Below are 18,144 nucleotides of genomic sequence, written 5' to 3'. Positions count from 1 at the left end.
CCGGATCTCGCAGCAGGCGGTCCGGCGCGGGATCAAGGCGGTCCGGAGGCGATGGCGGCCGATAAGGTCGGACTGCTCTTCCCCGGGAAGAGTACCCGGAGTACGTCTTTGAGACCGGATCCCGAATGTCGCAGGACCAGCATACAGGCTGTCACATGCAGGCAGGCGCCGACGAAGCACAAGGTAAATTTCAGCATTAGGCTCGCCGCTTCGTCGAAATAGAGCAGGATGGCCATCGAAACCAACAGTGCGAGAGGGATCAAGACGGAACACCAGGCCACAGCCGGCGTGGCGGGGAGGAACCGCAGAAGCCGGTGAACGACCCAGAATAGCGCGATCGTTTCACCGATCGACATGCCGAGGACCAAAAAAGTCAGCCCTGGGTAATACAGAACGAGAATACCCCCGATCCCGAGACCGACTATCGACATCAGGGTGAATTGCAGAAGGAGAGACCCTCTCCCATAAGCCAAAGCCGGCGGTGAAGGCAGGCAGGTGAGATACCGAATGCTGCCAAGAATACCCACCAAGCTCACGATCGTCTGGTCGATATGGTAGGCTTTTCCAAACACGACGGCGGTGAACAACTGGCCCAGACCCAGGTAGCCGAAACCGAAAATCCCCGTCAGAAGCGAGATGATGATGAACCACAGGTCGGTGACTTGGCGCTGGTCGGCCGGTGTTCTCGCGTTGACGAAATGGGGAATGAACAGCGAGTTGAGAAATCCGCTGATGGCCGCGCGCGGCTGGAACGCCGACGTCGTCAGCGCCGTGTAGTGAGCCAGCTGGTCGAGGCTGATTCTGGCACCAGCCAGGGTGCGATCACCGAGGCTCAGGACGGAATAGACGATCCCGTTCAACACCAGGGGTCGACCATATTTGATGGATTCCCGGACCACGTCCTTGTCCCACCCCATTCGCCACGGGCCGGGCGACATCATGTGCGTCAGGCCGACATAGCCAAGCGCGAAGGCGATCAATCCAAAGGCCATGGCGCGATAGTCATGGAGGATCATCGCGCCGATAATGGTCACGACGCTCCAGATGGTCTGGGATCCGATCGTCGCCACGGCGTCGGCGAGATAGCTGTAGCCTCGCATTTGAACCTTGATGTCCAGATGCATGAAACTGCGGATGAAAGAGGCCAGGCCCACCACGGCATAAATCCAAGCCGTGCCCGGAGAATGGAAGACCCACGCGAAGAGCGGTCCACCGAGGGCGATCATGCACCCGAGCAAAGCGCCGCGGATCACAGCGATCGAATGCAGCGTGGCGAGGCTCTTGCTGTCGCCGGATTTGATCGCCATTTGGCCGATCCCGAGATCGGTGACGAGTTCGGCGATGCCAGAAACAATCGTCACCGTCACGGCCAAGCCGAACTCGGCGGGCGTGAGAAGATGCGCAAGGCAGACACCGCGGATGAGCGGAAACAAGACATTGCAGATGCTGGAGACGGCAAGGATGAGGCTTGATCCGGGCCGTCGCAACATCCGAGCCGCCTTCGCGCTTCTTGAAAGTTTTGTGTCGGACATGCCGTAGTGCTTGGCCTCGTCTAGACTTCGAATGGAACTGTGATTCAGGGTGTCGATTTATGGAACCCTGCCAAAATCCTGATTGACCCATACATGATGTTGCGGCGCGGGACCAGATCGACCTCGGCTTCCTCTAGGTCCATCCTCTCGAACCGTCGTTGCCGGGACTGCAGCACATCGACGGTCTGACCAGCGAGCTTGAACTGGTAGGTCTCGTCAGGCTCCTGCCGTAGATGATTGGCTTTCGATGCCAAGTGTGTATCTTGCGACCGAAAGACGAAGGATGTTTGATCGCCGCGTTGTTCCGCTTATTGGGTCAATGGTCTAGGAGTTTCATGAGTATCAAGGAATTCATTAAGGCTCGTGTGAAAAGCCAGCTGGCGGCGCGCAATAACTACAAGGTCACCGGTATTCCGCCGATGACCGTAGTGGCAGGAGCCTCGAATACGGTCCCCCGCCTGAACCTCGTTGTGATGGGGATCAGGAAGGGAGCTTTGTTCGGCGGTGCCGATACGGCGATCCGACTCTTCGATGCTGTTTCTCCCCACTTTCAGCGGCATCGCCTCATCGTGCAATCGGAGGCAGAGGACAGTTTCGACACGGAGAAATGGGCCGGCTGGGACCTCGATTCAAAGCCGCACGCCGGCAGCAAGACGATCGCCTTTCAGAAACAGCCCAATTTCGTGCCCCAGATCGACGAGTCTGATCATTTCATTGCCACGAATTGGATGTCGGCGATGTTCGTGCGCAGCGCACGGCGGGTGCAATCCGTTCGGCGACCCTCCCGGTTCATCTATATGATCCAGGATTACGAGCCTGGCTTTTACCCCTGGTCCGGGCGGCACCTTCTGGCACGTGCCACCTATGTTCCAAAGGATGATGCAATAGCGGTCTTCAACACGCAGCTGCTCCACGATTACTTCGTGAAGAACGATATCGTATATCCCATGAGCTACGCCTTTGAACCGCGTCTCAGCCCGTCTTTGGCCAAGCACCTCGGCAAGCTGGCCGGCCACAAGAAGCGGAAGCTGATGCTGGTTTACGGGCGCCCGGGAACCGGCCGGAATGCCTTCGATATGGTGGTTGAGGCACTCGAAAACTGGTCACGCACCGATCCGAATGCGGGTGAGTGGGAGTTGGTCTCACTCGGTGAGAAACATCGCGACATCAAGCTTGCAAAAGGTCTCGTGCTCCGATCGCGTGGCAAGGTCCCGCTCGACCAGTATGCGTCGTATCTGCTCGATGCCGCTGTGGGCTTTTCACTGATGGCATCGCCCCACCCCAGCTACCCGCCACTCGAAATGGCCGAATTCGGCGCACTCGTCGTCACGAACACGTTCGACAACAAAGATTTATCGCAGCGGGTGGGCAACATCCGCAGCGTCGTCGAGACCACGCCGGTCGCCCTCGCCGCGGCCCTGCAGGCAACCTGCGAAGAGTTCTCCAGAACCACCGTCCCGGCCTCCGCGGCACGGGCTTTCCTCGGTGGTGAGGTGGAATTCCCATTCCTACCGGATCTTGTGCCGAAGTTTCTGGAAGGCTGAAGTGCTTTCAGACGGGCTCCGAACCGAAAGGGTGACGTCCCTCGATATTAACTCGCGATGAGCACGGCCAGGTTTCGGGCCATATCGGGGTATAGATACTGGCCGCGGAGGAGATTGTAGCGACGGCGCAGGAAGCCTTCGCGCCGCAGGCCGACAAAGCCTTCAACAATCCGCCGCTTGTCAGCCGTCATGGCTGGCCCAAAGGCATCGAGAAGGGCCTGCGCCTGTTCACTGCGCCGCAGCATGCCTCTTCGCACCTTCTCGAACCGATTTTCGGCCCGGGCATACTCGGTCAGGCTAACCCGCTTTGGTGTCGAAACATTCGCTTGATGCAACCGATACAGCAACGTGCGCTCGGCACTGTAGACGACCTTGCCAAGCGCCGAGGCAATGAGAAGCGCCCACCAGTCATGACCGGTGACCTCAGCTGGAACAGGGGTTGTGAGTTTCGCCAGGGCGCGGTTGATTCCCGACGCACAACCCAGGATCGGGCAACAGATCAACGATCGGTTCAAGTGTTGGCTGATCTCAGGATCAATCTGCTTGAACTTCCAGTACCCCTCACTCACAGGCTGAAGCGAGGCATCTACCGGAACCACATCCGTAAACGCGTAAAGAGGTGTATCAGGTGAGAGACCGGATTGGTGCCTCTGCATCAGGTCGATGAAATGCTCGGTTTTGGTGGGCAGCCACACATCGTCGATGTCGGAAAAAAGAACAAAGTCCGCGTCACTTTCCTGAAGCAGAAGCGAGAAATTGCCTTGAGCTGACCCCGTTGGATGTCCGTCCTGAACGATCCGCATACGGCCACCAAATTTCGGCTGGTACTGTCTGAGCAGGTCGAGAGAATTGTCCGTCGACCCGTCGTCACGAACAATCAGCTGAAATTCCTGGTAGGTTTGGGATAACAATGAGTCGAGTAGCGCTGGCCCATACTTAGCCGCATTGTAGGAGGCGAGAAGGATGTCGCAAGTTGGCATGGTCTTCCCGAGTGACGAGGCGACGTGCAAGGAGCCTGACATCTAGGCTAAGCTTTCACGACTTCCTAGAGCTTTCTTCCTCTACGTCAGGGAGACTGGCAAATCCAGGGTTCCCAGCGCCCCTCAGCGCTGGGAGAAGAAGATCTGCCTTGCCTCTGTCCAACCCCTCTATGCGCCGTCGACGGGGTTGACGATGAATCCCCGCACCCGCGAACGCTGGACACTGGTGTCACGGCGCGACGCGGAACTTTCAAACGGTGCCGTTTTGGCGTCACGCCCGATCGTCGATGTTGTGCCTGGCGCCTCCAGCCCCGATCGTGTCGCACTCCCCAGCGACGCATCCTCAATGGCGGCCTTGCGGTCGAGTGCGGCGGCGTTGTCGTACAACGTGGCATCCTGGGGGCCCGTCGGGGTCGGAGGGGTCATGCTGGCGGTGCCGGAGCCGATGCGCTCGCGCATGTCTGGGTTGAGGGCACCGGGCTCGTTCGGGCCGGTGCCGACCTTGCTGGCATCGGCCCGCGATTCGGATTCGATGCCCCCGGCGGTCGTCAGGCTTCCGGTTGCGGCCTCCGAAGGGACGCTTTTGGGTTGCAGCGGCTGGTAGCCGTCTTCGCCCGCATAGCTCGCCCCGAAGCCGGCCGTGCTGTTGTCGGGCGGCCCACCGAGCGGCGAGATGCCTTCCTGCCAACCCTGCCAGCCTTCGGACCGCCAGGCTTGTTCACGCTCGTCGATGTCGACCGCCCCATCGGCATCGAGAATGTCGAGGGCACGATCGTAGTTGGCGGCGTCGGTATGGACGGAAACCACAAAGCCGCCGCGGCGAAGCCCCTCGGCATAGGTAAAGCGATCCTCGTCGGGAATGAAGAATTCCTTCAAAGCATGCCAGAAGCCGCCCTCCTCGGGCAGGATCGGTGCATCCTCGGCCGCCGCGCGCTGGTCGCCCAACATGGTGACGGCATCGGCCTGCAGCCCAGCGCCAAGCAGGTCGGTTCTCGCCCGTTCGGCCGCCTCGCGGCTGTCGAAAAAGGCCGTGGCGGTGCGCCGGCCATCGCGGGTGCCTGAGTCTGCGGTATCGTAAGTCATGAGCCCACCTCCTGTTTGGAGGGAAACGAGGAGCCGGGGCTTCGCGTTCCGTCGCGATCAGCGCGATATGGCTTGCGCACGCTTGATCGCGGCGTCGATCAGCGCGGCGCTGCCCTGGCGCAGCACGTGCCCAGGGTCACCGCCCTCGAAGGCCGGATCGAGATGGCCCGCGAGCGTCAGTGTCGCGACCCCATGCGCATAGGCCCAGAGCCGGAAGGCGAGCTCTCGCCCATCCGCCGGGCCGGGCACGCTGGCCTCGATGGTCACCTGGGCGGCCGTCCGCAGCACGTCGAGGGCTTTGGTGGCGGCCGTCCCGGGGGCGGGGGCCGACAAGGTCTGGATGTTTGAGAACATCGCGCTGTAGAGGCCGGGCTCCTGGCGGGCGAAGTCGAGATAGGCCTCACCCATGCGGGCAAGCGCGGTGCGGGGATTGGGCTGGCCGAGATCCCAGGCCTTGTGCAGCCGCTCGCCGAATTGTTCGAAGCCGCGACGCGCCATTTCCTCGACGAGCGCATTGCGGTCGGAGAAGTGACGATAGGGGGCGGCGGCAGTGACCCCCACGAGCTTCGCGGCATCGGCCAGCGTGAAGCCGGCGAGACCACGCTCGGCCACGAGTCGGCGTGCGGCTTCGACGAGTGCGTCCTTCAAGCGGCCGTGATGGTAGGACCGCCGCTCCTCCTTATCGCCGAACCAATCGCCGCGCCCCGTCATGCGGATGGGGTGTCGTTACGCCACATGCGCAAGAGCCTCGGACATCTCCTCGAATGCCTGTCGCGGGTCGGCGGCGCCGGTGATGGGCCGGCCGATCACGAGATAGTCGGCGCCACCCGCAATGGCCTCCTCGGGCGTCAGGGTGCGTTTCTGGTCGCTCTTCTCCGCACCGGCCGGCCGGATCCCCGGCGTGACCAGGCACATGCCCGGACCCACCAGCGGCCGGACGGCGGCAAGCTCCAGCGGCGACAGTACGAGCCCCTGTAGGCCGAGGTCGCGTGCCTGCCGGGCCCGGCGCAAGACGAGCGCCGCGGCGCCCTCCGTGTAGCCGGCCGTCGCGAGGTCGTGGTCGTCGGCCGAAGTCAGCACCGTGACGCCGAGCAGTTTCAAGCCGCTCGAGCCGAGCCCCACCAGTGCCGCCGCCATCGTCTGCGGATAGGCATGCACGGTGAGGAAAGTGGCGCCGAGCCCGGCGATTTGCGCCGTCGCCCGCGTCACCGTGTTCGGAATGTCGTGCAGCTTCAGGTCGAGGAAGACGCGCTTGCCGTCCGCGATAAGCTCACGGGCCAGATCGAGCCCGCCCACATAGGCGAGCTCCAGCCCGATCTTGTAGAAGTCCGCCGCGGGCCCTAGGCGGTCGACCATCGCGGCTGCCGCCGCGATATTCGGCAGGTCGAGCGCCACGATGATGCGGTTTTCGCGAGCCATACTGATCTCCGCCGTGGTCGCGCTCGCGTCGCGCGTTACATCGGGGGTGTTGCCCCCTTCGGGATCGAAAGACCATCATCATGAAAAAACGTCAACTCGGCGCGCAAGGGCCGGAAGTCTCGGCGATCGGCCTCGGCTGCATGGGCATGAGCGCCTTCTATTCCGGACGCGACGACGCGGAATCGGTGAAGACGCTGCATCGCGCCGTCGAGCTCGGCATCACCTTCCTGGATACCGCCGACATCTACGGGCCGCATACGAACGAGGAACTCGTCGGCCAGGCCATCAAGGGCAAGCGCGACAGCCTGATCATCGCCACCAAATTCGCCAACCGGGTGGATGCCCAGGGCAATCGCTTCGTCGACGGCAGCCCGGCCTATGTGAAGGCGGCCGTCGAGGGCAGTCTCAAGCGGCTCGGGGTCGATCACATCGACCTCTATTATCAGCATCGCGTCGACCGCAACACGCCGATCGAGGACACGGTGGGGGCCATGGCGGACCTCGTCAAAGCCGGCAAGGTCCGCTACCTCGGGCTGAGCGAGGCGTCGGCCGCGACGATCGAACGGGCCCACAAGGTGCATCCGATCACGGCGCTGCAGAGTGAATATTCGCTGTGGACGCGTGACATGGAGGGCGAGGTGCTCGACACCTGCCGCCGGCTCGGGATCGGCTTCGTGCCCTACAGCCCGCTTGGGCGCGGGTTTCTCACCGGCGCCGTCAAGCCGGAGGCTCTCGCGGCCGACGACTGGCGGTTGCAGAACCCGCGCTTCGCCGGCGACAATCTCACCAAGAACATGCAATTGGCCGAACAGGTGAAAGCAATGGCGGCCCGCAAGCGCATCACGCCCGCGCAATTGGCGCTCGCCTGGGTTCTGGCGCAGGGCGATGACATCGTGCCGATCCCTGGAACCAAGCGCCGCGCTTATCTCGAGGACAATGTCGGCGCGGTCGACGTCGTGCTGTCACGCCAGGAGCTTGACGACCTCGACGCCGCATTCCCGCCGGGCGCCGCGGCTGGCACCCGCTATCCGGAAGCCGCGATGGCGGCATTGAACGGGTAATACCAAGCCGCATCAGGCTCGACTGGTCGTCTCTGGCTGGATATCGGGTTTTGAACCTTCGCCCCGCAGGCGCCTACGGCATTCCCACATCTCGGCGGAGCTTCCCGGAATCCCCCTCTCCCTTGTGGAGAGGGGTTAGGGGTGAGGGTCGGAACGGGAGAGGACATTGGTTTCCTGACGAAAACCGCGTTCGTCGTGACCCTCACCCCCGGCCCCTCTCCACAAGGGAGAGGGGAGAAACCGCACCGGGTCTTCAGACATTGTGTTAATACGACAGCCGCTTGAGGGCGAAGGGACACGGCACCCATTGAACCTCATGCAGGTCGCTATAAGGCCGGCAGGGGACGGAGGGAGCTCCCGGTTGCAACTCGGACGCGGATTGCTTCGATGGCGATCCAGGTCCCAGGCACGGCATGGATCGCCACGGCGGCTTCGCCGTCTCGCAATGACCGGGGAGGCCCCCCGGCGTCTCCTTACTGTTTGGTCAAAGCCTCGAGGTCGGCCCTCGCTTCGGCGGGCGCACCGATCGTGTCGAGCCCGTAGACGTCGTCGCGGAAATTCGCCGTGCCTTCGCCGTTGGACCAGCCCGTCAGATAGACCCAGGAGACCGGGACGGCCGCCGAGAGGCGAACCTCCTGATGTTCGCCGCCCGCGATCTTCGAACTCACGGCGTCGCCGGTCCAGGTTCCGTCGGGTGCGCCGGGCGTGCCTTGCAGCAGCCAGGCCGCGAGATCATAGACCCCCTGCACCCGGACGCAGCCATGCGACAGGAAGCGGAAATCCGCGCCGAAGAAACGCTTCGAGGGCGTGTCATGCATATAGACCGCGTATTTGTTCGGCATGTTGATGCGGATCGAGCCAAGCGCGTTGGCGATGCCTGAATCCTGCCGCAGCGTGTAGTTCGTCGCCTTCTGGGTGCTCCAATCGATCGAGCGCGGGTCGATGACATTGCCGGCGCCGTCGAGGACGCGGATCTTCTCGCGGGTGAGATAGCCCGGATTCTTCTGCATCTTGGGGATGATCTCGTTCTTGATGATCGAGACCGGCAGCGTCCAGGTCGGATTGAGGTTGACCGCGATCGCCTTGGCATCGACCTCAGGCGACGGATGATCCGGGTCGCCCACCACCGCGACATAGCGCTTGTGGACCTGGCCATGGTCGACCGTCTCGACCGCCGCGGACGGGATGTTCACCACGACATAGCGGTCCGCGAAATTGAAGTTCCGCCCGGCAAGCCGTTGCGCGCTCGATGCGAGTTCGGTGAAGCGCACATTGGCGGGCACATTCATGGCCTTGAGGGTGGCGCCTTGCACAAGGCCCGTCTCCTTCAGGCCGTGATGCGCCTGGAAGCGCTTGACGGCATCGGTCAGGTCCTGCCCCCAGCGCGTGTCGAACATGGCCGGGCTCTGCCCATCGCCCGCAGCTTGGGCGCCGCGCTTGCCGAGATAACCCTCGATGGCAAGCCGCAACCGAAGCGTCGTCACGCCCTTGCCGGACGACTGCGGCGTCAACGGCCCCGACACCACGGGCCAGCCGCCGGCATCCGCGATGGCGGCGTAGCGCTCGGAGGCCTTGGCGGTGGCGAAGAACGTCTCCGGCGTCAGGGTCGGGTTCGGATCGGTCGAAAGTGCCGTTTCGCGAGGCGGGGCAGGGGGCGCCACTTTTTTCCGCGGCTTCACCTCGGCGGTCGGGATCGGGGCGGCCGGAGTGGATGTGGCCGGTACGGTAGCGGTCGCCCCGGGGATCGCCTGGGTCGCGGCCGGGCTCGGTGGGAGCGCCGCCTGGGGGGGTGGCGTGGCCGGTGCCGAGGCCGCAGGCTTGGTAATGGTGGGAGCCGGCACGGCCGGGACCGCCGGTGTCGCGATGCCGGTGATGGGCGCGGGCGACAGAAGGTTCGGCGCCTGGTCTTGCGCCCACGCGCCGCCGCTCAGCCCGAGGCCGAGGGCCGAAAGAACTCCGAGCGAGACTCCGGCTCTGGCATAACGACCGTGAAACATTGGCCCTCGCGCTTCTCGAACGGTTGGACGACCGAGCAGACGGTCCGCAACTCCTATGTCAAGAGTTCGGACGAAAGTGAAGCTTCCGAACTAGGGGTCGATTGAGGTCGTTCCAAGGCTCTTTCCCTGCCTGATCAAACCTCCCGGAGTCTGATGCAGGGATGCAACGCTGGTCGGGTCAGGGTGTGGCCGGTGTCGCTGGCGCGGCGGGGGCGGCCGGGGTGACCTTGGCGGTATCGTCGGTCTTGGTTGCGCCCGCCGTCGCGGGGGGAGGCGGCGGCGCACCGGCCGACGCGTCGACCGGCACGTCCGTGACCTTCAACAGGCTGAACTTCCAGGTGTCGACCTGGTTCTCCTCCGACTGCGCCCGCATGCCGATACGGCCGCCGCCGTCGGGGATCTGCCCCTTCACGGAGGCGAATTTCGCATCGTTGACGAAGGCCGAAATCGTGTTGCCGCTGACTAGCACGCGCAGGACGTTGTCCGACCCGGCCTTGGTGTTGATGTCGGCATCCGCCTTCCAGTCGACGATGCTGACCCATTTCCCATTCAGCTTGCGGGCGATCTCCGCATAGCCGCTCGGAGTGATCATGAACATGTAGTAGTTGTCGTAATCCTGCTGCAGGAAGACCGGGCCCGCCATGGTGTTGTCGTTGTTCGACACGACCTTGGGCATGCGGACCGTCAGGCAGATGTCCACCTCGCCGAAGTTGAGACCCTTGTAGATCAACAGGTTGGAGATGTTCGGCTGCGGTTTGACCTTGACCTTGCCGTCCTCGACCATGACGTCCGGCGCATCGAGCCCCCAGCTCGCGTCAACCTCCTGGAAGTCGTCGGAGAACAGCGTCTTGCCGCCCTTGCAGGCGAAGGCGGGCGTGCCGGCAAGCGTCACCGCGCCCACCACCATCACGGCTTGCAACCACCGGCTCATCAGCACTCTCCCGTTCGACGCGGTTGGTCTAGCAACTTGCGTGGCGGGAAGTTTGGCAAAAGGCGGGCTGCCCGGCAAATGCGGCCGGGCGTTGCAGCCGCGCACCACACGGCCGTGGTGTGGCGGCGATACATCCAAACTCGTCGGCAAGGTCGAATCAAAACTCTTCGGCTGTCCCTGACGAGGACGGAGATCTCCTGAAGCGACGGAAATCCGACACCTTACTCTATGCGGTTCCAAGACGGCCAAAGCGCACCCGATATTCCCTGGGGCTGATGCCGACACGCTTCCGGAATTGGTGGCGCAGACTGTCGGCCGCGCCTAGTCCGACGGCGACCGCGATCTCGTCGATTCCCAGATGGCCAACAGTGAGCAATCGCTTGGATTCCTCGATCCGCTCGATCGCCAGCCACTCGCCCGGCGGCAACCCCGTCGCCTCGGTGAAGCGCCGGACGAACGTGCGCAGGCTCATGCGGCATTCCCCAGCCATGCGTGCCAGTGGCCAGGGAGTGCCGAGCTCCACTCGAATCCGATCGAGCAGCGGTGCAACCGCAGCGTTCCGCAGCACCGGCACAGGCCGTTCCAGAAACTGCGATTGGCCACCTGTGCGGTGGGCAGGCATCACGAGGCGGCGCGCCACCGAGTTTGCCGCGTCCGGTCCGTAGTCCTGACGCACGATCTCGATCAGCAGGTCGAGCCCCGCGGCGCTTCCGGCGGAAGTGAAGATGCGCCCATGCGATTGGTAAAGCGAAGCGTGATCGACCGTGATGGCCGGGTGGCGCGCGCGCAGAACTTCGGCGTAGCGCCAGTGCGTGGTTGCCGTTCCCCCATCAAGGAGCCCGGTTGCTGCGAGCACGAAGGCGCCCGAGCAGATCGAAGCCAGGCGTGCGCCGCGCTTGTGGGCCTCGCGTAAACGGCGACAGAGATCCTCTGGGACCGGCTCGTTGGCTCCCTTCCAACCGGGCACCAGGATGATGTCAGCACGCTCGATCAGCTCGACGCCGTGTTCCGGCGTGAGCCTGAAACCTCCATGCGCTCGCAGGGGGCCGTCTTCGATCGCGCAACTTGCGAAGCGATACCAAGTCTCCCCCATCTCGGGCCGGGGCAGGCCGAACACTTCGGCCACGATCCCGAACTCGAAGGTGCATAGGCCGTCGTAGAGGAGTGCGACAGCAAGGGGGCCTGTTGTCTTTGGCATGATCTTCATGGTGTCTGTCATTCACGCCAATTGCAAGCGCGGCTTGGCGGGTGCGACATGGGGTGGTGAACCGATGGAGATCGTCATGCCTACCGCCGTAACCGCCGTGCCACCCGCGCCGAGTGACCTTGCCCGCGAGCACTACGCCGCCGAATTCGCATTCGAGACCGACTGCTGGGATGTACACGACGCCTTGGCGTTCGGGCCGGATTTCGTGCTCCTCGACGTGCGCGGCCCTGCCTTGTTCGCCGCCGGTCACATTCTAGGCGCCATCAACCTACCGCATGGCAAGATCGTGCGCTCCAAGCTCGAACAATGGGCAGAGGGCACGGTGTTCATCACTTACTGCGCCGGACCTCACTGCAACGGTGCGGCAAGGGGGGCCCTGCGGCTCGCCGAAATCGGACGGCCCGTCAAAATTATGTCAGGCGGGATCACGGGCTGGCTCGACGAGGGCTTTGATCTGGTGCGGGATGGGGCCCCGGCGTGAACCACCCTGCCCGAGTGGCGTCGCTGTCCGACGCACCGGCCCTCCTCGATCTGGTCCGAGAGCATGCGGCGTTCGAGCGTGGAATGGCTTCTCTATCGCTCAGCGATCTCGGGACGATCCTCTCGGCGGCCAGCCCACCGACACGCCTGCTTGTGGCCGAGAGCGACGGCACGCTCATCGGCTACGCCGCAGTGACTTTCGATTTCTCGCTTTGGCGTGCAAGCCGATATGGCCATCTGGACTGCCTGTTTGTCGCGTCGAGCGCTCGCGGCCGAGGGGCTGGGAGGAAATTGTTCGAAGCGGCGGCAGGTTTTGCTCGGGCCGAGGGGGCCGATTGGCTCGAATGGCAGACGCCGGCCTGGAACAGCGAAGCCATCAGCTTCTATCAGCGAGCCGGGGCGCTCCAAGCAACCAAGGAGCGGTTCGCGATGCCATTTCCGGTGCTGTTCACCGGATAGCGGGAACGGTCGAAAAGGAGATCGGGTTCTTCTCACGCGCCTGGGATATCGCCTGCCGTGCGCGCGAACACGAACTCCTTACCGCACGATCACCACATGCAACCGGCGCGGTCCATGTGCGCCGAGCACCAGCGTCTGTTCGATATCGCCCGAGCGCGAGGGTCCGGTGATGAAGTTCAGCGTCCGGGGCATGCCTGTGCCATGGCTGTCGCGCAGGCGGGAGAAGACCGTCTCGTAGTCACCCGCGACATCGTCGGCCCGCACGACCACGACGTGGTTGTCGGGCAGGAAGTTGAGGGTGGTGGGATTGTCGGTGCCGGAGACGAGCGCCAAGGTGCCGCTTTCGGCCACGGCCCCAAAGGCGCGCGACACGGCATTCAGATCCGCGCCATGCGACCGGCCGGTCTCGACTGTCAGCGCCGTGTCGGCCCAGGGCAACGCCGCGAGCTGCGGGTCGTCCCCCATGCGCAGCGTGGCCGGCGCATTGGCGTCCCTCAGGAAGCGTGCCACCTCGCTCGGCACCGCCTCCATCGCATCGAGAACCGTCACGGTCGCGTGCGCGGCCTTGGCCCTGTCGGCCATGAGGGCGATCCTGGCCTCACGGTCGACCTGCCCCCGCTGCGGGATGACGCCGCGTGGTGCTGTCGCCAGGCGCGTCTCGACCGAAAGCCGCCGCGTCGCCTCCCGGCCCGAAACCCCGAGGGAGCGCCGGATGGAGGCCAGAACCTCGTCGCGCGCGCTCATCGGTGGCCTCGACGGCGGGCCTTCCACTGCGCCTGGAAGGTCGCGCCCTGCGGCGCCGGCATGTCGCGCCACGCCGTCCACCCGCCCGCCAGCGGCAGGCTCGTGAAGCGGCCCTTGGTGCGGCCCGCCAATGCCATGGCCCGCATGGCGAGGCCGGTCGCGGCCCGGTAGAGGGCCGGGCGCTCGGCGAAGAAGGCCCAGAGTTTCAAGCCGTTGCGGACGGGCGCGGGGGACAGGTGCCGTTCGAATTCCTTCTCGCGCCAGTTGCGCATCATGCGCGGCAACGGGATGCGGACAGGACACACGGCCTCGCACCGGCCGCAGAACGTGGAGGCGTTGGGCAGATGCCCGGCCTTGTCGATGCCGATCAGGCTCGGGGTCAGCACGGCCCCCATGGGACCGGGATAGATCCAGCCATAGGCATGGCCACCGACCGCCTGATAGACGGGACAATGGTTCATGCAGGCGCCGCAGCGGATGCAGCGCAGCATGTCCTCGAACTCCGTGCCCAGCATGGTCGAGCGGCCGTTGTCGAGCAGGATGACGTGATATTCCTCCGGCCCGTCCGGGTCCTCGGCCCGGCGCGGACCGGTCGAGAAGGTGGTGTAGACCGACATTTCCTGGCCCGTGGCCGAGCGGGCCAGCACGCGCAGGAGCTGGGCCACGTCGTTGCGGGTCGGCACCAGTTTGTCGATCGCGGCCAGCACGATGTGGACCTTGGGCAGGATCTGCGTGAGGTCGCCATTCCCCTCATTGGTGACGATCACCGACGTGCCGGTCTCGGCGATCAGGAAATTCGCGCCCGTGATGCCGATGTCGGCCGCGAGAAAGCGCTCGCGCAGGATGGCGCGCGCTTCGGTCAGCAGCAGTTGCGCATCCGAGAGATCGCGGTCCGGGTGCAGGTGCAGATGCAAACGCCGGAAGTCGGCCTCGACCTGTTCCTTGGTGAGATGCACGGCCGGCGCGATGATGTGGGACGGCACTTCGCCGCGCAGCTGGATGATATACTCGCCGAGGTCGGTCTCGACCGGCTCGATCCCCGCCGCATGGAGCGCGTCGTTCAGGCCGATCTCTTCCGAGACCATCGACTTGCCCTTGGTGACCGTTCTGGCCCCGCGCGCCCGGCAGATCTCGACGATGGCGGCCCGCGCCTCGGCGGCATCGCGGGCGAAATGGACCGTGCCGCCCGCCTCGCGCACCTTCGCCTCATAGGCCTCGATATAGACGTCGAGGTGCTTCAGCGTATGGGCCTTGATGTCCCGCGCGCTGTCGCGCAACGCCTCGAATTCAGGCAGGGCGGCGGCGGCCTTGGCGCGCTTGTCGATGAAGGCCGAGCGGACGTGGTTGAAGGCTTTCTGCAGCTGCGGGTCGTGCAGCGCCTTGTGGGCGTTGGCGGGAAATTGCGCGGACGTGGGGTGGATCGTCATCGCGTGGTCTCTCCTGGCGCCCCGATCGCCGGCGCGTCCGTCATCCCGGCGAGGATCTCGGCGACATGCCGCACTTCTGTCGGCGAGCCGCGGCGGGACAGCTTTCCAGCCATATTGAGCAGGCAGCCGAGGTCGCCGGCCACGATCGTGCGGGCCCCGCTCTCCACGATCCGGTCGGCTTTGCGCTCGACGATGGCGTTCGAGATCTCCCCATATTTGACCGCGAAGGTGCCGCCAAAGCCGCAGCAGACATCCGCATCCGTCATCTCGACGAGATCAAGGCCGAGGACGCTCTGCAGCAACCGGCGCGGTTGCTCCCGGATGCCGAGCTCCCTCAGGCCGGAGCAGGAATCATGGTAGGTCACGGTCCCGTCGAAACGGGCCTTGACGTCGCTCACGCCCATGACGTCGGTCAGGAAGCTGACGAGCTCGTGGGTCTTGTCGGCGAGCGCCCGCGCCTTCTGGGACAGGCCCGGTTCGTCGGCGAAGAGTTCGGGGTAATGTTTGACCACCGTGCCGCCGCAGGAGCCCGATGGCACCACGACGTAGTCGAAGCCCGCGAAGGCATCGATGATGTTCTGCGCCAACCGGCGCGCGGTCGCGCGGTCCCCGGAGTTGAAGGCCGGTTGCCCACAGCAGGTCTGGCCCGGCACGTCGACGATGCAGCCCGCATCTTCCAAGAGCTTCACGGCGGCGAAACCCACGCTCGGCCGCATGAGGTCAACTAGGCAGGTGACGAGAAGCCCGACGCGCGGAGCAGGTTTGGCGTTGTCCCTCATGAATATTCCTTGGCCGGGCGATTCCACCTGGACGAGCCGCTATGTGCCCCAGGGCCTTCGGCGCGGCAAGTCGCATTCCTTCGACTTGCATGGGTTCGATCGAGCCATCAGCCTCACCCGGAAAGACGGCTTGAGCAAGGAATTGTTGATGACATCGATCGATGATATTTTCGTGCCTTATTGGAGCTGCTCAGGCGCACCACCCTTTCGCTCGATGATGAGCTTCTCGCACAGGCGGAAGCCTTCACGGGTCTCAAAGAAAAGTCGGCGATCGTCCGCGAAGCCCTGAAAGCCCTCATCGAACGGGAGAGTGCTCGGCGCCTCGCGCGTCTCGGCGGAACAGAGCCGGATGTCGAGATACCTCCCCGTCGACGAACCAAGCCTGCTTGATCCTGGCCGACACTTCGATCTGGATCTGTCACCTGCGGAGCGGTGACGCCGGGCTCCCAACCCTTCTTGCAGCCAACAGGGGTGCAATCCACCCTTTCGTGCTTGGCGAAATCGCTGGGTCACCTGCGGCAACGGCAAGCAATCATCGAGTCTCTGCAAGGCTTGCCCCGTCTCGCGATCGCGACCGACGCGGAAGTATTGATGTTCATCGACCGCTTCGCCCTGGCGGGCAGAGGAATCGGCTATGTGGATGCGCACCTTCTGGCTTCGACGCGCCTGAATGTCGGCTCCCGTCTGTGGACCCGGGACAAAAGACTTGCGGCGGTGGCGGACCAGCTGAAGCTGGCCTATCGAACCTGAGCGGCCCGTGCCGGCAGGAGCGTGATCGCCGCAGGCCTCAATGTCCCGCGAATTCAATCAGGGTTCCCACGGGCACGTCCATGGCGCGCAGCTTCACGGCGCCGCCGAGATCGGGCAGGTCGATGACGAAACAGGCGGCCACCACGTCGGCGCCGATCTGGCGCAGGAGTTTGGCGGCGGCCGTGGCGGTGCCACCGGTCGCGATGAGGTCGTCGACCAGGATGACGCGCTCGCCGGGACGCACAGCATCCTGGTGCATCTCCATCTCGTCGACGCCGTATTCCAGCGAATAGGCGATCCTTACCGTCGTGTGGGGCAGCTTGCCCTTCTTGCGGATCGGCACGAAACCGGCCGAGAGTTGATGCGCGACGGCGCCCCCCAGGATGAAGCCGCGCGCCTCGATGCCGGCCACCTTGTCGATCTTGGTGCCGGCCCAAGGCTGCACCAGCTCGTCGATGGCGCGACGGAAGGCGCGCGCGTCGCCGAGCAACGTGGTGATGTCGCGGAACTCGATGCCGGGTCTCGGATAGTCCGAGATCGTCCGGATGATGTCCTTGAGGTTGGTCGTCACGGCGTGTCGAACTCCGAGGGGCATGGCGGGCCGCGGGGCACCGGTTCTGCTTGGCCTAACGGCTACCCACCCGAATCACCAGTCTAAATCCGTCAGGCACCCAGCACGCGACCGCCGATCACCCGCAGCTTCTCGACAAAGGCTGGGTCGCGTGCCGCTGGAGCCGTGATGAGCGCATTGTCCAGCGCCCGGTCGGAGCCGACCGGACAGGTTTCGTGCTCTTCGGGAAAGTCGCGGATGAGGCGGGCGATCAGCGCCGCCGCCCGGCCTGCGTTCTCGTGGACGACTTTGATGACGGCCGCGACGTCCACGATCTCATGGTCGGCATGCCAGCAATCGAAGTCCGTCACCATGGCGATGGTGGCGTAGGAGATTTCGGCTTCGCGGGCGAGCTTCGCCTCCGGCATGGCGGTCATGCCGACCACATCATAGCCGGCGGCCCGGTAGGTCATCGATTCAGCGTAGGACGAGAACTGCGGCCCCTCCATGCAGAGGTAGGTGCCGTTGAGCTTGTGGGCGATGTCCTCCGCCTTGGCGGCCTCCGAGATACGGCGCTGCAGCAGGGGCGCGACCGGGTGGGCCATGGAGACATGCGCCACGCAGCCATTGCCGAAGAACGAACTCTCTCGCCCATGGGTGCGGTCGACGAACTGATCCACCAGGACGAAGAAGCCGGGATAGAGTTCGGCCCGGTAGGAACCGCACGCCGAAACGGAAACGAGATCGGTGACGCCCGCCTGTTTCAGGGCCGCGATATTGGCCCGGTAGTTGATGCCGGACGGCGACAATTTATGGCCGCGCCCATGGCGCGGCAGGAACACGGCATCGCGTCCCGCCAAAGTGCCGAACCGCAGCGCGTCCGACGGCTCGCCCCAGGGCGTCGTCATCTGTTCTTCGCGCAGATTGTCGAGGCCAGGCAGGTCGTAGACCCCCGATCCGCCGATGATCCCGATGATGGCTTTGGTCATCCTGCCGCCCGTCCCTTCGATGTGCGCCCTGCCGGCTACCTTCTCCTACATGCAGGATTTCGGCCCTGTGGCGCAACCGCTGCAGGCCCGCTCGGCATGGAGCGCCTTGCGCAAGGCGATCTTGCGCCTCAAAAATCCGCCGCCTATATGCGGCCCGGAACTTGCGCGGGCGGGTCGCAATCCCAACATCCCAACCAGCATCGGGGACCGGG

Annotated in this window: 20 protein-coding genes; 6 read left to right on the top strand and 14 right to left on the bottom strand. The window is 64.4% G+C overall.

Annotation, left to right across the window (positions count from 1 at the left end):
- Window positions 1–32 precede the first annotated feature (32 nt).
- Window positions 33–1,490, bottom strand: a complete 1,458-nt coding sequence (locus tag M8523_RS16255) for an oligosaccharide flippase family protein (protein ID WP_282585936.1) — start codon at window positions 1,488–1,490, stop codon at window positions 33–35.
- A gap of 86 nt (window positions 1,491–1,576) precedes the next feature.
- A complete protein-coding gene (locus tag M8523_RS16250) occupies window positions 1,577–1,786 on the bottom strand; it encodes a hypothetical protein (protein WP_282585935.1) in 210 nt (69 codons plus the stop codon).
- A gap of 81 nt (window positions 1,787–1,867) precedes the next feature.
- Here M8523_RS16250 and M8523_RS16245 point away from each other — a divergent pair, with 81 nt between their 5' ends.
- Window positions 1,868–3,076, top strand: coding sequence for a rhamnosyltransferase WsaF family glycosyltransferase (locus M8523_RS16245; RefSeq protein ID WP_282585934.1), 1,209 nt, complete (start codon window positions 1,868–1,870; stop codon window positions 3,074–3,076).
- A 47-nt stretch (window positions 3,077–3,123) separates the two neighbouring features.
- Here the strand turns inward: M8523_RS16245 and M8523_RS16240 are convergent, their stop codons facing one another.
- The 4 genes from M8523_RS16240 to pyrF form a co-directional block, all read right to left on the bottom strand.
- Complete coding sequence (locus M8523_RS16240; protein WP_282585933.1) at window positions 3,124–4,056, bottom strand: glycosyltransferase; 933 nt, start codon at window positions 4,054–4,056, stop codon at window positions 3,124–3,126.
- A gap of 168 nt (window positions 4,057–4,224) precedes the next feature.
- Window positions 4,225–5,139 carry a hypothetical protein gene (locus tag M8523_RS16235; protein ID WP_282585932.1) on the bottom strand — a complete coding sequence of 305 codons (915 nt, stop codon included), beginning with the start codon at window positions 5,137–5,139 and terminating at the stop codon, window positions 4,225–4,227.
- A gap of 57 nt (window positions 5,140–5,196) precedes the next feature.
- Window positions 5,197–5,850 carry a TetR/AcrR family transcriptional regulator gene (locus tag M8523_RS16230; protein ID WP_282585931.1) on the bottom strand — a complete coding sequence of 218 codons (654 nt, stop codon included), beginning with the start codon at window positions 5,848–5,850 and terminating at the stop codon, window positions 5,197–5,199.
- Between the two features lie 15 nt (window positions 5,851–5,865).
- Window positions 5,866–6,558: an orotidine-5'-phosphate decarboxylase gene (pyrF, locus tag M8523_RS16225; protein ID WP_282585930.1), complete on the bottom strand. Its 693-nt coding sequence runs from the start codon at window positions 6,556–6,558 to the stop codon at window positions 5,866–5,868.
- Window positions 6,559–6,638: 80 nt separating this feature from the next.
- On the opposite strand from pyrF, the gene M8523_RS16220 reads away from it, so the two are divergent.
- Window positions 6,639–7,619, top strand: coding sequence for an aldo/keto reductase (locus M8523_RS16220; protein WP_282585929.1), 981 nt, complete (start codon window positions 6,639–6,641; stop codon window positions 7,617–7,619).
- Between the two features lie 473 nt (window positions 7,620–8,092).
- Here the strand turns inward: M8523_RS16220 and M8523_RS16215 are convergent, their stop codons facing one another.
- The 3 genes from M8523_RS16215 to ftrA form a co-directional block, all read right to left on the bottom strand.
- On the bottom strand, window positions 8,093–9,616 hold the full coding sequence (locus M8523_RS16215; RefSeq protein ID WP_282585928.1) for a L,D-transpeptidase family protein: 1,524 nt from the start codon (window positions 9,614–9,616) through the stop codon (window positions 8,093–8,095).
- A 178-nt stretch (window positions 9,617–9,794) separates the two neighbouring features.
- The gene (locus tag M8523_RS16210) at window positions 9,795–10,547 is read right to left on the bottom strand and encodes a hypothetical protein (protein ID WP_282585927.1); all 753 of its coding nucleotides are present in this window, start codon (window positions 10,545–10,547) and stop codon (window positions 9,795–9,797) included.
- A 226-nt stretch (window positions 10,548–10,773) separates the two neighbouring features.
- Window positions 10,774–11,745 carry a transcriptional regulator FtrA gene (gene ftrA, locus M8523_RS16205; RefSeq protein ID WP_282586033.1) on the bottom strand — a complete coding sequence of 324 codons (972 nt, stop codon included), beginning with the start codon at window positions 11,743–11,745 and terminating at the stop codon, window positions 10,774–10,776.
- A gap of 85 nt (window positions 11,746–11,830) precedes the next feature.
- Here ftrA and M8523_RS16200 point away from each other — a divergent pair, with 85 nt between their 5' ends.
- Entirely contained in the window at window positions 11,831–12,235 is a 405-nt protein-coding gene (locus M8523_RS16200; RefSeq protein WP_282585926.1) for a rhodanese-like domain-containing protein, read from the top strand.
- Entirely contained in the window at window positions 12,232–12,693 is a 462-nt protein-coding gene (locus tag M8523_RS16195) for a GNAT family N-acetyltransferase (protein WP_282585925.1), read from the top strand. The genes M8523_RS16200 and M8523_RS16195 overlap by 4 nt, the downstream gene beginning before the upstream one ends.
- A gap of 78 nt (window positions 12,694–12,771) precedes the next feature.
- Here the strand turns inward: M8523_RS16195 and M8523_RS16190 are convergent, their stop codons facing one another.
- From M8523_RS16190 to M8523_RS16180, 3 genes are read right to left on the bottom strand one after another with little or no spacing between them, the layout of a single operon-like run.
- Entirely contained in the window at window positions 12,772–13,437 is a 666-nt protein-coding gene (locus tag M8523_RS16190; protein ID WP_282585924.1) for a LutC/YkgG family protein, read from the bottom strand.
- Window positions 13,434–14,864 carry a LutB/LldF family L-lactate oxidation iron-sulfur protein gene (locus M8523_RS16185; RefSeq protein ID WP_282585923.1) on the bottom strand — a complete coding sequence of 477 codons (1,431 nt, stop codon included), beginning with the start codon at window positions 14,862–14,864 and terminating at the stop codon, window positions 13,434–13,436. The genes M8523_RS16190 and M8523_RS16185 overlap by 4 nt, the downstream gene beginning before the upstream one ends.
- Entirely contained in the window at window positions 14,861–15,643 is a 783-nt protein-coding gene (locus M8523_RS16180) for a (Fe-S)-binding protein (protein WP_282585922.1), read from the bottom strand. The genes M8523_RS16185 and M8523_RS16180 overlap by 4 nt, the downstream gene beginning before the upstream one ends.
- A 180-nt stretch (window positions 15,644–15,823) precedes the next feature.
- Here M8523_RS16180 and M8523_RS16175 point away from each other — a divergent pair, with 180 nt between their 5' ends.
- Both M8523_RS16175 and M8523_RS36580 read left to right on the top strand, forming a co-directional pair.
- Entirely contained in the window at window positions 15,824–16,033 is a 210-nt protein-coding gene (locus tag M8523_RS16175; RefSeq protein ID WP_345894258.1) for a type II toxin-antitoxin system VapB family antitoxin, read from the top strand.
- A 201-nt stretch (window positions 16,034–16,234) separates the two neighbouring features.
- On the top strand, window positions 16,235–16,393 hold the full coding sequence (locus M8523_RS36580; RefSeq protein ID WP_345894257.1) for a hypothetical protein: 159 nt from the start codon (window positions 16,235–16,237) through the stop codon (window positions 16,391–16,393).
- A gap of 37 nt (window positions 16,394–16,430) precedes the next feature.
- On the opposite strand, the gene M8523_RS16165 is transcribed toward M8523_RS36580, so the two are convergent.
- On the bottom strand, window positions 16,431–16,964 hold the full coding sequence (locus tag M8523_RS16165) for an adenine phosphoribosyltransferase (protein ID WP_428350694.1): 534 nt from the start codon (window positions 16,962–16,964) through the stop codon (window positions 16,431–16,433).
- Between the two features lie 92 nt (window positions 16,965–17,056).
- Window positions 17,057–17,932: an S-methyl-5'-thioadenosine phosphorylase gene (locus tag M8523_RS16160; protein WP_282585920.1), complete on the bottom strand. Its 876-nt coding sequence runs from the start codon at window positions 17,930–17,932 to the stop codon at window positions 17,057–17,059.
- Window positions 17,933–18,144: the final 212 nt, after the last annotated feature.

Origin of the sequence: Lichenifustis flavocetrariae (genome assembly GCF_026130545.1) — a bacterium.
Classification (GTDB): domain Bacteria; phylum Pseudomonadota; class Alphaproteobacteria; order Rhizobiales; family Beijerinckiaceae; genus Lichenihabitans; species Lichenihabitans flavocetrariae.
The sequence above is the reverse complement of the archived record's forward strand: the minus strand, read 5'-3'. Positions and strand labels throughout refer to the sequence as shown.